Origin of the sequence: Microtetraspora sp. NBRC 13810 (assembly GCF_030268685.1) — a bacterium.
In the GTDB taxonomy this organism is placed as follows: domain Bacteria; phylum Actinomycetota; class Actinomycetes; order Streptosporangiales; family Streptosporangiaceae; genus BSRQ01.
In genome coordinates this window covers 256,596-271,188 of the sequence record NZ_BSRQ01000004.1, presented here as the reverse complement: position 1 = coordinate 271,188, position 14,593 = coordinate 256,596, and the positions used below count along the sequence as shown (strand labels likewise).

At 72.6% G+C, this 14,593-nt stretch carries 13 protein-coding genes; 11 read left to right on the top strand and 2 right to left on the bottom strand.

What is annotated here, in order from left to right:
- Positions 1-27: 27 nt before the first annotated feature.
- On the bottom strand, positions 28-576 hold the full coding sequence (locus QSK26_RS10970) for a PadR family transcriptional regulator (protein WP_285774936.1): 549 nt from the start codon (positions 574-576) through the stop codon (positions 28-30).
- A 91-nt stretch (positions 577-667) separates the two neighbouring features.
- On the opposite strand from QSK26_RS10970, the gene QSK26_RS10965 reads away from it, so the two are divergent.
- The 11 genes from QSK26_RS10965 to QSK26_RS10915 all read left to right on the top strand — a co-directional run bounded on the left by QSK26_RS10965 (position 668) and on the right by QSK26_RS10915 (position 12,484).
- Positions 668-2,029: a carotenoid oxygenase family protein gene (locus tag QSK26_RS10965; protein ID WP_285774935.1), complete on the top strand. Its 1,362-nt coding sequence runs from the start codon at positions 668-670 to the stop codon at positions 2,027-2,029.
- Between the two features lie 184 nt (positions 2,030-2,213).
- Positions 2,214-2,993 carry a GntR family transcriptional regulator gene (locus QSK26_RS10960; protein ID WP_285774934.1) on the top strand — a complete coding sequence of 260 codons (780 nt, stop codon included), beginning with the start codon at positions 2,214-2,216 and terminating at the stop codon, positions 2,991-2,993.
- Positions 2,994-3,263: 270 nt separating this feature from the next.
- Entirely contained in the window at positions 3,264-3,944 is a 681-nt protein-coding gene (locus tag QSK26_RS10955) for a transaldolase family protein (protein ID WP_285774933.1), read from the top strand.
- On the top strand, positions 3,941-4,522 hold the full coding sequence (locus QSK26_RS10950; protein WP_285774932.1) for a glucose-6-phosphate isomerase family protein: 582 nt from the start codon (positions 3,941-3,943) through the stop codon (positions 4,520-4,522). Before QSK26_RS10955 ends, QSK26_RS10950 begins: the two co-directional genes overlap by 4 nt.
- A complete protein-coding gene (locus QSK26_RS10945; RefSeq protein ID WP_285774931.1) occupies positions 4,519-5,553 on the top strand; it encodes an ABC transporter substrate-binding protein in 1,035 nt (344 codons plus the stop codon). The genes QSK26_RS10950 and QSK26_RS10945 overlap by 4 nt, the downstream gene beginning before the upstream one ends.
- Positions 5,554-5,557: 4 nt before the next feature.
- On the top strand, positions 5,558-7,084 hold the full coding sequence (locus QSK26_RS10940; protein ID WP_285774930.1) for a sugar ABC transporter ATP-binding protein: 1,527 nt from the start codon (positions 5,558-5,560) through the stop codon (positions 7,082-7,084).
- Positions 7,084-8,121, top strand: coding sequence for an ABC transporter permease (locus QSK26_RS10935; protein ID WP_285774929.1), 1,038 nt, complete (start codon positions 7,084-7,086; stop codon positions 8,119-8,121). The genes QSK26_RS10940 and QSK26_RS10935 overlap by 1 nt, the downstream gene beginning before the upstream one ends.
- Before the next feature lie 28 nt (positions 8,122-8,149).
- Positions 8,150-9,652, top strand: a complete 1,503-nt coding sequence (gene xylB / locus QSK26_RS10930) for a xylulokinase (protein WP_285774928.1) — start codon at positions 8,150-8,152, stop codon at positions 9,650-9,652.
- Positions 9,649-10,617 carry an NAD(P)-dependent oxidoreductase gene (locus tag QSK26_RS10925; RefSeq protein ID WP_285774927.1) on the top strand — a complete coding sequence of 323 codons (969 nt, stop codon included), beginning with the start codon at positions 9,649-9,651 and terminating at the stop codon, positions 10,615-10,617. Before xylB ends, QSK26_RS10925 begins: the two co-directional genes overlap by 4 nt.
- Positions 10,614-11,531, top strand: a complete 918-nt coding sequence (locus QSK26_RS10920) for a shikimate dehydrogenase family protein (RefSeq protein ID WP_285774926.1) — start codon at positions 10,614-10,616, stop codon at positions 11,529-11,531. The genes QSK26_RS10925 and QSK26_RS10920 overlap by 4 nt, the downstream gene beginning before the upstream one ends.
- Entirely contained in the window at positions 11,528-12,484 is a 957-nt protein-coding gene (locus QSK26_RS10915; protein ID WP_285774925.1) for a phosphotriesterase family protein, read from the top strand. Before QSK26_RS10920 ends, QSK26_RS10915 begins: the two co-directional genes overlap by 4 nt.
- 48 nt (positions 12,485-12,532) lie before the next feature.
- Here QSK26_RS10915 and QSK26_RS10910 read toward each other — a convergent pair whose 3' ends face one another.
- The gene (locus tag QSK26_RS10910; RefSeq protein WP_285774924.1) at positions 12,533-14,365 is read right to left on the bottom strand and encodes a discoidin domain-containing protein; all 1,833 of its coding nucleotides are present in this window, start codon (positions 14,363-14,365) and stop codon (positions 12,533-12,535) included.
- Positions 14,366-14,593: the final 228 nt, after the last annotated feature.

Genomic DNA, 14,593 nt, shown 5'->3' with positions numbered 1-14,593 from the left:
TGAGCGGCTCCAGGAAAAGGAACTGGCCTAATGGCGCCCGGTCCGGCGGCGCTCCGCCTTGTCGAACTCGCCGAGGGCCCAGACGGCCCAATCGCGGGAGGCCTCGTACTGGCGCAGGCCGTAGCCGGCGGCGAGCCAGCCGAAGTCCAGACGGCCCCCGGGGGAGATCGGCGTCTCGCCGGACACGGTGTCCTTGAGCCGGGCGAGCTCCTGCTCGGTGTGCGCGACGATCTCGTTGAGCATCTTCCGGGCGTCGCCGGGGTCGAGCGCGGACAGCAGGAAGAGCCTCAGCACCCCCTCGTTGCGCACCGCGCCGCCCAACTGCGGCTGGAGCAGCCACGCGCGCAGCTCGGCGAGCCCGGCGGCGGTGATGGTGTAGACGCGGCGGCCCCGGGTGCCTTCCTCGGCGCCCTCGACCAGGCCCTCCGCCGCGAGACGGGCCAGCTCCGGATAGATCCGGTTGTGGCCGGCCTGCCAGGCATAACGCCCGAGGTCGCCCTCGAACTCCTTCGCCAGGTCGTATCCGCTCGCGGGCCGCTCCGCCAGCAGACCGAGCAGTGCGTATCGCAGCGCCATGCCGCCGAGCCTATCATCTCCACCTGGATAGGTCCGTATTGACATATCCAACTGGATACGTAGAGTCTGGTCCGCACCGAAAGGAGTGGACATGTCCCAGACACCCGCCTACCTGAGCGGCTACATGGCCCCGGTAGCAGACGAGATCGACGCCGCCGACCTGCCTGTGATCGGCACGCTGCCGCCCGAGCTGACCGGCCGCTTCGTCCGCAACGGCCCCAACCCGCTGCCGGGCGAGCAGCCCGGCCACCTGTTCGACGGACACGGCATGCTGCACGGCGTACGGCTGCGCGACGGCCGGGCCGAGTGGTATCGCAACCGGTGGGTCCGCACCGGATATTTCGCCGGCCGGCCGGAGTTCGGGCCGGACGGCACCAGGGACCTGACCGTCGTCGCCGCGAACACGCACGTGGTCGGGCATGCGGGACGCGTGCTCGCGCTCGACGAGAGCGGCCTGCCGTACGAGGTCACGCCGGAGCTCGGCACGGTCGGCGCGCATGACTTCGGCGGGCGGCTCACCACCGCCATGACCGCGCACCCGAAGCAGGACCCCGAGACCGGTGAGCTGCACTTCTTCGGGTACGGCGCACGCCCGCCGTACCTGACCTACCACCGGCTCGACGCGTCGGGCGAGCTGGCGCACAGCCGTGAGATCACCGTCCCCGGGGGGACCATGATGCACGACTTCGCCATCACCGAGCACCATGTGGTCTGGCTCGATCTGCCGCTCACCTTCCGGCCGGAACTGGTCGGCAGGACCATGCCCTACCAGTGGGACGACGGGTACGGCGCGCGCCTCGGCGTCATGCGGCACGACCGGCCCGGCGCGCCGGTGCGCTGGTTCGACGTGGATCCCTGCTACGTCTTCCACGTCGGCAACGCCCACGAGGACGCCTCGGGACGCGTCGTGCTCGACGCCGTCCGCTACGGGCGGGCCGACTTCACCGCCATGTGGAGCACGGCCGGCGGCACGGACGACCCGGCGGGACCCGCCGCCGCGGCCGCCGCCGCCCCCTCAGGCTCGGCCCGGCTGCACCGCTGGACGCTCGACCCGGCGACCGGCGTGGCCAGGGAGGAGGCGCTGGACGACCGCGGGGTGGAGTACCCGACGCTCGACGACGAACGGGTCGGCCGCGGCGCACGCTACCTGTACGCCGTCTCCGGCCCCGAGATCGTCAAGTACGACCTGTCCGGCGGGGAGGTCACCGGGCACACGCTGCCGCCGTGGACGCTCGCCGGCGAGGCGGTGTTCGTGCCCGCGACCGCCGGGCCGCGGCGCGAGGACGACGGCTGGCTGATCTCCATCACCACCACCGCCGACGGGAGCGCGTCCCGGCTCCTCGTGCTCGACGCCTCCGACCTCGCCGCCGAGCCGGTGGCGGCCGTCGAACTGCCGCGCGGCGTGCCGGCGGGCTTCCACGGCAACTGGTTCCCGGACGCGCCACCGTCCTGATGTCCTGATGACCTCGACGGCCTTCCAGGACTGGAACCGGGGAGCCGGACTCGGTCATGATGGGCCGTCGGACGGCTCCGGGCGGGCGTGAGGTGGGGGTCGTGCGCCGGGCACGACGCGGCTGCGGAGACCGTGGCCAGGCGGCCGGAGAGAGAAGCCGGGGAGGTTGTTATCCTTTCATGACATGTCGTCAGCCGCCATCGATCGGTCCTCGCCGCTGCCGTTCTACCACCAGCTCAAGCAGATCCTGCTGGACGAGATCAGCGGGAGGGCGTTGCGGCCGGGAGATCGGCTGCCCGGTGATCATGACCTGTGCCAGGCGTACGGCGTGTCGCGTACGGTTGTGCGGCAGGCGCTTTCCGAGCTGGAGTACGAGGGCGTGATCGACCGGGTCAAGGGGCGCGGCACGTTCGTGGCGCAGCCCAAGACCTCGGAGGGGCTGGTGCAGTCGCTGACCGGGCTGGACGAGGACGTCCGGGCCAGGGGCGGGCGGCTGCGCAGCGAGGTGCGCAAACTGGAGATCGTGCCGGCCGACGCGCAGGTGGCCAGCGAGCTGCGGCTGGAGATCGGGGCGCCGGTCGTGCTGCTGGAGCGGCTGCGGTTCGTGGACGGGGAGCCGTGGGTGCTCACGGTCACGCATCTCCCGGCGGACCTCGCCCCCGGGCTGCTCGACGAGGATTTCACCGACCAGTCGTTGTACGCGCTGCTGGAGAACAAGTACGGGGTGCGGCTGGTCCGCGGGCGGCGTTCGGTGGAGGCGGCGGTGGCGGGGACGGGGCTGGCGCGGTCACTGGGCATCAAGCCGGGCGGCCCGGTGCTCGTCCTGCGGAGCGTGAGCTTCACCGACGGCATGGCGCCGATCGAGAGTTTCGTGGCCTTCCACCGCGGCGACCGCAGCCGCTTCGAGGTGGAACTCGACCGCCACGCGGGCGCGGCCCGTCCCCTGATGATCGTCACCAGGTGACGACCGACGGGCGGGTGGCGTGAAGCGTCGCCGTCCGGGTGAGGCCGTTGCGCGGCGGACAGCGCATCTTCGTGCCCTTCTTTCCAGACCGTGACCCTCCCCGGAGCCCGGTGAACGACGCCGATCCGGGAACCTCGGCGACGGCTCCCGGTGACGCCGGCCGTACGGCCTGACCGTCACGACACCCCTGAACACACCCCACCGTAACCTCACAATCCACCCTGCACCATGCCTTGAAAGCTTGTAATGACAGGATTACACTTCACCGGCATGTTGCAGCTGTATCTCGACACTGTGAACCGCACGGTCGCTGAACCGCTGCTGCGCACGGGTCTGTTCGCCGGGGTGACCACCAACCCGTCCCTCCTCCGGCGTGCGGGCCTGTCATGGGCCGAGCTCCCCGCCTTCCACTCCTGGGCGGTCGGGCACGGGGCCCGTGACGTGTTCTTCCAGGCCGTCGGCGGGTCCGCGGAGGATCTGGCCCGCAGCGGCCGGGAACTGGCGGCGATCGGGCCGCGGGTCGTCGTCAAGGTCCCGGCCACCCGGGCCGGGGTCGAGGCGGCGGCGTCCCTGGTGCGAGACGGGGTGCCCGTCCTGCTGACCGCGGTCTACCACCCGGCGCAGGCGCTGGTCGCCGCCGCGGTGGGAGCCCGATACCTGGCTCCGTACGTGGGGCGGATGAGCGACAACGGCCGTCCCGGTGTGGAGGGCGTGGCCGCCATGGTCCGGGTCCTGCGCGGCACCGGCGCGCGGGCGGAGATCCTCGCCGCCAGCCTGCGCGGTGTCGAGGACGTGGTGGCGCTCGCCGAGGCCGGCGTCACCGCCTTCGCGCTCCCGCCGCAGGTGGCGGAGGCGCTCCTGGCCGACCCGCTCACCGAGCAGGCGGCCGCCGACTTCGAGGAAGCAGCACGAGAGCTGCGATCAACGACCAGTAAAGGTGCCGATTCTTGAGCGCGTTCGCCTCCCTCCCCCTGGATCCGCTGCGGATCGTCCTGGACGCCGGGGCCGGGACCCTCACCCCCGAGGGTCCGCTGCTCACCCGCCGGATGTCCGACATGACGGGCGCCTTCGCCGACACCGCCGCCTGGCGGCAGGCGCAGGCGGCCGGCGATCCCGTCGTCTACACGGTCGCCTCCTCGCCGGTCCCCGAGGAGAACCGCGAACTGCCCCAGTCGATCACCACCATCTACCCGGGCGACTGCGGCGGCGAACTGTACATGACCAAGGGCCACCAGCACCCCGACGCGCAGGGCGAGATCTACCTCGGGCTGTCGGGCGTCGGCGGGCTGCTGATGTTCGACGGCGAGCGTTCGCACTGGATCGACATGGCCCCCGGCGTCATCGGCTACATCCCACCCGGCTGGGCGCACCGCAGCGTGAACGTCGGCGCGGAGCCGTACCGGTTCCTCGCGGTCTATCCGGGGTGCGCCGGGCACGACTACGACTGGGTACTCAGGAACGGCATGGGCAGGCGCGCGATGCGTGCCGCAGACGGCTACGAACTCGTCCCCTTCGGGAGTTCTTCATGAAACGCATCCGCTACCTTTCGCCCGGACTCGCCGGGTTCCTCGCACTGGTCACACTGGCGGCCGGGTTCGTCGCCGGCAAGGCCGTCTTCGACTCCCCTGCCTCCTCCGAGGCCGCCGCCGGGCCGGCCGCGGTGGCCGGGACCGAGGTCGACGTGATCGTCAAGGCCACCGACTCGGAGTTCTGGCAGTCCATGCTGGCCGGCGCGAAGAAGGCCGGCACGGACCTCGGGGTCAAGACGAGCCTGTTCGGGCCCACCTCCGAGGCGGACATCGAGCCGCAGGTGCGCCTGGTCGAGAGCTCGATCGCACGCGGCGCCAAGGCGATCGTGCTGGCCGCCAACTCCTCCACCGCCCTCAACGGCGTCATCGACCGGGCGCGCCAGGCCGGCGTCAAGGTGATCACCGTGGACAACAAGGTGACCACCGCCTCCGACGGGTTCATCGGCACCGACAACGTCAAGGCCGGTCAGCAGGCGGGGGAGAGGATGTGCAAGCTGATCACCGATGCCGGCAAGGCGGACGGGAAGGTCCTGCACGAGTCCGCCGTGTCCGGCGTCCAGGTGCTCATCGACCGGTTCGAGGGCTTCAAGAGCGGGCTGGCCAAGGACTGCCCGCAGGCGCGGATCACGCAGACCCTGGTGAACGACAACGACCTGAACAAGGCGGTCGGCCAGGTGAACGACGCGATCACCTCGACGCCCGACCTGGCCGGCATCTTCGCCGACAACAACACCTCGGGCACCGGCGCGGCCAAGGCGGTCACCGAGAAGAACGCCGGCGACCGGCTGGCCGTCGTCGCCTTCGACTCCGACCCGGCCGAGGTGCAGGCCGTCCGGGACGGCGCCATCGACGCGATCGTGGTGCAGAACCCGTTCTTCTTCGGCTACCAGGGCGTCGCCGAGGCGGCCATGGCGGTGGTCGGCAGTAATCCGCCGGTCAACCTCGACCCGGGCGCGGTGCTGGTGGACGGGGGGAACGTCGGCGCGAAAGAACTGCAACCGCTGCTGAACCCGCCGAAGACCAAGGGCTGAGGCCATGACCAGCGAAGTGGTACGGCTGCGCGGCGTCGGCAAGACCTTCGGCCCGGTCACCGCGCTCAGCGACGTGGACCTCGTCCTCCCGCCCGGCGAGGTGCACTGCCTGGCCGGGGAGAACGGCGCGGGCAAGTCCACCCTGATCAAGATCCTCACCGGAGCGGTGGTCCGCGACGGCGGCGAGTACCAGGTGCTCGGCCGGGACATGGGGCCCGCCCCCACCCCGGCCCAGGTGCGCGACGCCGGAGTCGGCGCCGTCTACCAGGAGCTGAGCCTGCTCCCCGAGCTGTCCGTGCTGGACAACCTGCTGATGGGCCGGTTCCCGCGGCGCGGCTGGGTGGTCGACCGCGCGCGCTCCAGGCGGGCCGCGCGGGACTACCTGGACCGGGTGGGCCTCGCGGACCTGCCCCTGGACACCCCGGTCGCGGCCCTCCCCACCGCCACCCGGCAGCTCATCGAGATCGCCCGGGTGCTGGGCGCGGACAGCAAGCTGGTGATCTTCGACGAGCCCACCACCGCCCTGTCCGAGCACGAGGCCGAGGAACTGCTCGGCAAGATCACCGTGCTGCGCGGCGAGGGCATGGCCGTGCTCTACGTCACCCACCGGCTGGAGGAGATGTTCGCCATCGGCGACCGGGTCACGGTGCTGCGCGACGGCCGCCTGGTGAGCACCGCGCCGCTGGCCGAGCTGGACCACGACTCCCTGATCAAGGCCATGGTCGGCCGGTCGGTGGAGGAGCTCTACCCGGGGACCAGGACCCCGGCGCAGGGGGCCAGGCTCACCGTGCGCGGCCTGCGGGTGCGCGGGTTCCCCGAGCCGGTGGACCTCACGGTGGCCAGGGGCGAGGTCGTCGGGCTCGCCGGGCTGCTCGGCGCCGGGCGGTCCGAACTGGTCAGGGCCGTGTTCGGCGCCGACCCGGTGGACGGCGGCCAGGTGCTGGTGGACGACGAGCGGGTGCCGCCCGGCTCGCCGCGCGACGCGGCCAGGCGCGGCATCGGCATGCTGACCGAGGACCGCAAGGAGTCCGGACTGCTGCCCGAGCTGTCCATCAGGGAGAACGTCGCCATGGCGGCGATGCCCTCGATGACCAGGGGCGGCCTGATCCGGCGCCGGGAGGTGGACTCCCGGGTGGAGGACGCGCTGGCCGGGCTGCGGCTGAAGTACCACAGCCTGGACGACCCCGTCACCTCGCTGTCCGGCGGCGGACAGCAGAAGGTCCTCATCGCCCGATGGCGCGCGCTCGGCGCCCGGGTGCTGCTGCTCGACGAGCCGACCAAGGGCGTCGACATCGGCGCCAAGTCGGAGATCTACCAGGTCATCGCGGACATGGCGGCGTCGGGCATGGCCATCGTGGTCGTCTCGTCGTACCTGCCGGAACTCCTCGGCCTGTGCGATCGCATCGTCGTGCTGTCCGAACGCCGCGTCGCCGGTGAGCTGCCCGCCGCCGGCGCCACAGAAGAAGAGATCCTGCGCCTCGCCAGCACGGCAGGGCCGCGGGCCCAAGCCCCCTCCCCGCAGGAGCCCTGATGACCGACACCAAGACCACGGCACCGGACGGCGCGGCCCCCAGGGCGGCGAAACGGGAACCGGAGCCAAACGAGATCCTCACCCTGCGCGAGGTGCTCGGCCGGGACCTGTCCGGCGTCCCCGTCCTGCTGCTGTTCGTGCTGATCCTCAGCCTGGCCTCGGACACCTTCCTCACCGGCGTCAACCTGGACAACCTCGGCCGCCAGGTGTCCATCTACGCGATCATCGCGCTCGGCCAGCTCCTGGTGATCCTCACCGCCGGGATCGACCTGTCCGTCGGGTCGGTCGTCGGCCTGTCCGGGGTGATCGTGGCGCAGGCGGTGTTCGACGCCACCAGCACGGCCGGGGTGATCCCGGGGCTCGTGCTGGCCCTGCTCGCCGGCGCGGCGGCCGGGGCGATCAACGGAGTGCTGGTCGCGGTGTTCAGGATGCCGCCGTTCATCGTCACCCTCGGCATGCTCGGCATCGCCCGCGGCCTGACCCTCCTCTACACCGGCGGCCGGACCATCCAGCCGCTGCCCGCGCCGTTCGCCGAGATCGCCGGTGGCGAGTTCCTCGGCGTGGCCAACCTCATCTGGCTGACCGTCCTGGTGCTCGGCGTCACCGCCTTCGCGCTGCGCCGCACGCTGTGGGGCCGGTACGTCTACGCCGTCGGGTCCAACGCCGAGTCCGCCCGGCTGGCGGGCGTGCCGGTACGCGGCGTGCTGATCAGCGTCTACACGCTGTCCGGGCTGCTCGCCGCGCTCGGCGGCATCCTGCTGGCCTCCCGGCTCGGCAACGGCGTGCCGACCGCGGGCACCGGTTACGAACTCCAGGCCATCGCGGCCTGCGTGATCGGCGGGGCGAGCCTGTTCGGCGCCCGCGGCACCGCGCTCGGCGCGCTGGTCGGCGCGCTCATCGTGGGCCTGCTCAACAACGGCGGCACCCTGCTCGGCATCGACCCGTTCTGGCTGCAGACCGCGATCGGCCTGCTGATCCTGCTGGCCGTGGCGCTGGACCTGCTCCAGGGGCGGCGTTTCCGCACCCGGGCGACCTAGGCGCGGCCAACCGCGAAGGAGAGAAAGCATGCTGCTGGCCCACGACCTGGGCACCACAGGGGACAAGGCGTCGCTGCACGAGGACGACGGCCGGCTGGTCGCCGCGGTGACGGTGACCTATCCCACCCGGTTCGGCCCGGGGGGAGTGGCCGAACAGGACCCGGCCGACTGGTGGCGGGCGGTCGGCGAGGCGACCCGCCGGCTGCTGGCCGACACCGGCGTCGGCGCGGCGTCGGTGCGCGCCGTCGGGTTCTCCGGCCAGATGATGGGCGCGGTCCTGCTCGACGCCGCCTACCGGCCGGTGCGCCCGGCGATCATCTGGGCCGACCATCGCAGCACCGCCCAGTGCCGGGCGCTGCTCGACGAGATCGGCATGGAGCGGGCGTACCGGATCACCGGGCACCGGCTGAACCCGACCTACTCGCTGAGCAAGGTCATGTGGGTGCGCGACCACGAGCCCGAGGTGTTCGCCCGCGTCACACACGTGTGCCTGGCCAAGGACTTCGTGGTGCGCGAACTCACCGGCGTCCTGGTGACCGACCCGTCCGACGCCTCCGGCACCAACGCCTACGACCAGCGGACCGGGGCCTGGTCGGCGGAGTTGCTCGCGGCCGGGGGCCTCGATCCCGCGCTGTTCGCCGAGATCGTCCCCTCGACGACGGTGGTCGGCGGGGTGACCGCCGAGGCGGCGGAGCACACCGGGCTGCGTCCGGGGACGCCGGTGGTGATCGGCGGCGGAGACGGGCCGCTGGCCGCCGTCGGCGCCGGCGTGGTCGCGCCCGAGTCCGGGGCGTACGCCTACCTCGGCTCGTCGTCGTGGGTGTCGCTGGCCGCGACGGCGCCGCTGTACGACCCGGCGATGCGCACGATGACCTTCGACCACGTGATCCCCGGCCACTACGTGCCGACCGCGACCATGCAGTCGGGCGGCGGCTCCCTCCAGTGGATCGCCGAACTGCTCGCCCCCGGCGACGAGGCCGGCCGGTTCCGCAGGATGGTGGCCGAGGCCGACACCGCCGAGGCGTCGGGGGAGGGGCTGTACTTCCTGCCCCACCTGCTCGGCGAGCGCTCGCCGTACTGGAACCCGGAGGCGCGCGGGGCGTTCCTCGGGCTGGCCAGGCACCACGGGCAGGCGCACCTGACCCGCGCGGTGCTCGAAGGGGTCGCCTTCAACCTCGCCACCTGCGTGGCCGCGTTCCGCGAGGCGGGCGCGCCGGTGGACCGGGTGGACGCGATCGGCGGCGGCGCGGCCAGCGACATCTGGCTGCGCATCCTGGCCGACGTGTGGGGCTGCACGGTCAGGCGGCGCACCGTGGCCGAGGAGGGCAACAGCCTGGGCGCGGCGGTGACCGCCGGAGTCGGCGTCGGGGTGCTCGACGGCTTCGGCGTGGCCGGCTCCCTGTCGGAGGTGACCGCGGAGTTCACCCCCGACCCCGAACGGCACGCCGCCTACCGCCGGCGGCACGAGATCTTCCTCGACGCCTACGACCGGCTGGAACCGTGGTTCACCTCGGCACAGGGAGAACGATGACCGGAACCGTCCTGGTGACCTCCCGCTCCTTCTCCAGCGGAGACGTCGACGTCGCCGCCGAGCTGACCGGGGCCGGGCTGACCGTCGTCCGCGGCCCGGCGTCGCACGACCTGGCGGAACTGCGCGGCCCGCTGGCCGAGGCGGTCGCCTGGATCGCCGGCACCGGCCGGGTCGGCGCGGAGCACTTCGCCGCGGCGCCCCGGCTGCGGGTGCTGGCCCGCTACGGCGTCGGCGTGGACGCGGTCGACCTGGCGGCTGCCGCGGCCGGCGGCGTCGTGGTGACCAACACGCCGGGAGCCAACACCGAAGCCGTCGCCGACCTCGCGGTGGCGCTGCTGCTCGACGTGCTGCGCGGCGTGCCCGCGGGTGACCGCCGGGTGCGCGAAGGGGACTGGTCGGTGCTGCGCGGCAGGGAGCTCGGCCCGCTCACCGTCGGCGTGATCGGCTTCGGCAGGATCGGCCGCGCCTTCGCGCGCAGGCTGACCGGCTTCGGCAGCCGGGTCCTGGTGAGCGATCCGCTGGTGCCCGCCGACGTGGTGCGCGCGGCGGGCGCCGAGCCGGAGTCACCGGCCGGGCTCGCGGCCCGCTGCGACGCGGTCTCCCTGCACACCCCCGGCGGCACGACGCTCATCGACGCGGAGTGGCTGGCCGCCGCCGCACCCGGCCTGGTGATCGTCAACACCGCCCGCGCCGACCTGGTGGACGAGCCGGCGGTGGCCGCCGCGCTCCGTGCCGGGCGGCTCGGCGGCTACGGCGCGGACACCCTGGCCCACGAGTACGCCGGGGACGGCCGGAGCCCGCTGCTCGACCCGGCGCTCGCCGACAGGGTGGTGATCACGCCGCACGTCGGCGCGCAGACCGTGGAGGCGGTGGACCGGATGGGTTCGCTCGCCGTGGCCGACGTGCTCGCCGTACTCGCCGGGCGCGAGCCCGCGCATCCCGTTCTCCAGGAGGCACGCACGTGACCGCAGATGTCCGGATGGGGTTCGTCGGCGTGGACACCGCGCACTCCTCCATCCGCACGACCTTCCCGCGCTGGGCGCGCGAGCTGGGCCTGCCCACCGAGCAACTGGTCGGGCACGACCTGCCGCTGGACGCGCCCGACAGCGCCTACCGCGAACTCGTCACGGCGATGCGGGACGACCCCGGATACCGCGGCGCGCTGATCACCACGCACAAGATCCGGGTGTACGAGGCCGCCGCCGGACTGTTCGACGAGCTGGACGACTTCGCCCGGCTGTGCGGGGAGATCTCGTCGGTGTCCAAGCGGGACGGGCGGCTGGTCGGGCACGCCAAGGACCCGATCTCGGCGGGGCTGGCGCTCACCGAGTTCCTCCCCGAGCGGCACTTCGCGGGCCGGGCGGAGGTCGTCTGCCTGGGCGCGGGCGGCGCGGGCACCGCCATCACCTGGTGGCTGGCCGGGCGCGCGGACCGGCCGCGCCGGATCGTCTGCGCGGACACCGACCCGCGCCGCGTCGAGCACCTCCGCGAGGTGCACGCCCGCGGCGGCCTGCCGCCGGAGCTGTTCGGCTACCACGTCGTCGCCTCCGCCGAGGAGTCCGGCAAGCTCGTACGGCAGGCGCCGCCGGGCAGCCTCGTCGTCAACGCCACCGGCCTGGGCAAGGACCGCCCGGGCTCGCCGCTTCCCGGCGACGCCGAGTTCCCCGAACGGGCCCTGGTGTGGGAGCTGAACTACCGGGGCTCGCTGGAGTTCCTGGCCCAGGCCCGCGCCCAGGCCGCCGAACGGTCGCTGACCGTGGTGGACGGCTGGTCGTACTTCATCCACGGCTGGACCCAGGTGATCGCGGAGGTCTTCGGGCTGTCGCTCACCCCGGACGTGGTGCGGCGGCTGGCCGGGATCGCGGAAGCGGTCCGATGACCGAACTCGTCCGCACGGTCCTCGGCGACATCCCCCCGGACGAGCTGGGCGCCACCGACTACCACGAGCACCTCTTCCAGATCAGCCCCCTGCTCCCCGGTGACGAGCTGGACGACGAGGAGCTGAGCGGCAGGGAGGCCGCCTCCCTACGGGGGGCGGGCATCGACGCGATGGTCGACGCCACCCCCACCGGCCTGTGGCGGCACCCCGAGGCGACGGCCCGGATCAGCGCCGCCTCCGGCCTGCGGGTGGTGATGGCCACCGGGGCGCACCGGGAGGCGCACTACCCGGAGGAACACTGGATCCGGTCCCTCACCGCCGCCGAGCTCGAACGGCGTTTCACCGCCGACCTGCTGGACGCGGTCCCGGCGCACGACGGCGCGGACCGGGGCAGGGAGGCGCTGGGCCCGTCCGGCGAACCGGTCCGCGCCGGGCTGCTGAAGTCCGGCGTCGGCTACTGGTCGATCAGCCCCTTCGAGCGGACGGTGCTGACCGCCGTGGCCGGCGCGCACGTGCGGACCGGGGCGCCGGTGATGGTGCACCTGGAGTACGGCAGCGCGGCGTTCGAGGTGCTCGAACTGCTGGCCGGGATGGGCGTCCCGCCCGGCCGGGTGGTGCTCGCGCACGCCGACCGCAACCCCGACCCCGGCCTGCACGCCGAGCTGGCCGCGGCCGGGGCGTACCTGGGCTACGACGGGATGGCGCGCAGCCGGAACCGGACGGACTCGGAGCTGATCCGCTGCCTGGTGGAGGCGGCGGCGCGCGGGGCGGCCGGGCGCATCCTGCTGGGCGGCGACGTGGCGCGGCGCACCCGGTACACCGCCTACGGCGGCATGCCGGGACTCGCCTACCTGCCGCGCCGGTTCGTCCCCCGGCTGCGTGCCGAGGCCGGGGACGAGCTCGTGGACCGCGTCCTGCGCGCCAACCCCGCCCGCCTGCTCACCTGGGGCTGACCCGGTACGGCGTTCCCCCCGCCCGGGAGGGAACGCCGTGGCCGCCGGTCAGCCGGCGTACACCTCCAGTTCGAAGATCCTGGCGGCGTTGTCGGTGTCGTTCGTCGGTCTCAGCACGTTGACCCGCACGTATCTGGCCTGGACGGCGTCGACCGTGTGGGTGGTGACGTCGGCGGTGTTGCCGCGGACCGACGCGACCGTGTTCCAGGTCGTGCCGTTGGTGGACACCTGGAGGTCGAAGTCGCGGGTGTTCCAGCTCGCCTTCTCCCCGCCGGCGCCGGAGTGCCGCACGACGAAGCGCCGCACAGTCGCCTCGGACTGCAGGTCCACCCGCAGCCACTTGGTGGCGCCCAGCGAGCACCACTTGTCCGACGGGCCGCTCCAGCTCCCGTTGACCGCCTTGGCCGGCGCCTCGGCCGTGGCGCACTGGCTGTCGGCGGTGGCCGGCTTGTTGAGCGCGAGGTTCGGGGAGCTCGCCTGTTCGGGCACGTAGAGGCGAATGTCGGTGAGGCTGGCGCTGCCCTCGTACACGTTGGTGTAGAGGTCGCCGATCACGAAGTAGTCGGGGTAGGCGGAGCCCGCCGGCCACTGGTTCGGCCAGGTCGTGCTGCCGTTGGCGTCGTTCTGCACCAGGTCGCTGTTGAACCGGCCGTCATACTCGCCCGGTTTCACGTTGTAGTGCCAGATCGGCACGTTGTTCACCACGAACGGGCGGTGGAAGCGCAGCGTCCGCTGGCCGGAGCGGGCGAAGTTGCCGCTGGCCTCCAGCGTGTAGCCGGTGGCGTCACGCTCGATCGCGAAGGTGTAGTACTGGTTCGGCATCAGTTCCGGCTGGAGCTCGGCGGCCGAGGAGAGCTGCTGCTCGGCGGCGCCGCCGGAGCAGCTCGTCATGAACCACTGCGAGTTGCCGGCCAGGCCGCCGGGACCGGGCCGCCAGTTCGGCAGGCCGCTGATCCACATGTTGACCGTGTTGAAGCTGCTGTCCCGGTAGTTGTAGTACGTGTTCGTGGCCGCGTTGCAGACCCGGCCGCCGGTGCCGGAGCCCACCCGGTCCGGATGCTGGGAGAAGGAGTCCATCAGCACCTTGCGCCGGTAGTGCCAGAAGTGGTTGTTCCGCGGCGCGGGGTTGGCGAAGTCCACGATCGTCATGAAGTGGAAGCCGTTGTAGCCGTAGTTCCCGGCCCGCACGTCCTGCCACTCGCAGTAGGGCACCGCCGCGTTCCCGCTCCAGCCGGGGGAGCGCGACCCTTCGCCCCAGGGGTGCTGCGTCTTGCAGCCCTGGGTGCTGTAGCCGTTCATCCGCCCGTCGTAGGAGATGGAGCCGTTGCGCTTGCCGCCGAAGTCGAGCGTCTTGAGCTTGTACTCGATGCGGTACTTGTCGGGCAGCGGGTTGGTGGGCCGGAAGATGGCGCCGCCGGTGTGGTCGGGCACGTCGAGCACGGCGACGTGCTCGCCGCCGAGGGCTTCGGTGGTGATCGACGGCGGGGACTCGATGACGCCGTCCTTGTTCCAGTCGCGGGCCGACAGCGACGCGGTCAGCCAGCCGCCCTGGCCGACCGGGAACTCCTTGCGGTAGGTGGCGAAGGAGTTGAACGCGGTGGTCCACGCCGGGCCGTAGTCGTTGCGGTACCACTGCCCGTTGTCGTCCATGATCGTGTCGAACGGCTGGGCGTAGGTCTCCCGGACCCACGGGGCGTTGGCGCCGGTCAGCGGCGCGGCGAAGTTCTCCGAGTGCAGCAGGGTCCAGCCGGGCCTGACCGGGTCGTCGGCCCGCGCGCCGGTCGCCGAGGCGCCCGGCGCGAACGAGCCCGCGATGACGAGGGCCGAGGTGGCAGCGGCGACGGCCGCCCCGCGCGCGGCTCGTCTCACAATCCGTCTCATGAGTGCGGTCCTCCGGTTGACGGGTGGAGCGTCGGTCCGCGGGGCCGTCGCATGGCGTCCCGCGGCGGTCGTGGGTGGCGTCGCCGCCCGCCAACCCGGAAGCGGCCGTGTCCCGGCCGGTGCCGCCGGGACACGTCCATAACACGGTCAATTCGGTGTGATGATCACATCCGACGTGACTGCTGTCAAGACTCGAAATTTCGGTATTTATGGCCTGATATCAGGCAG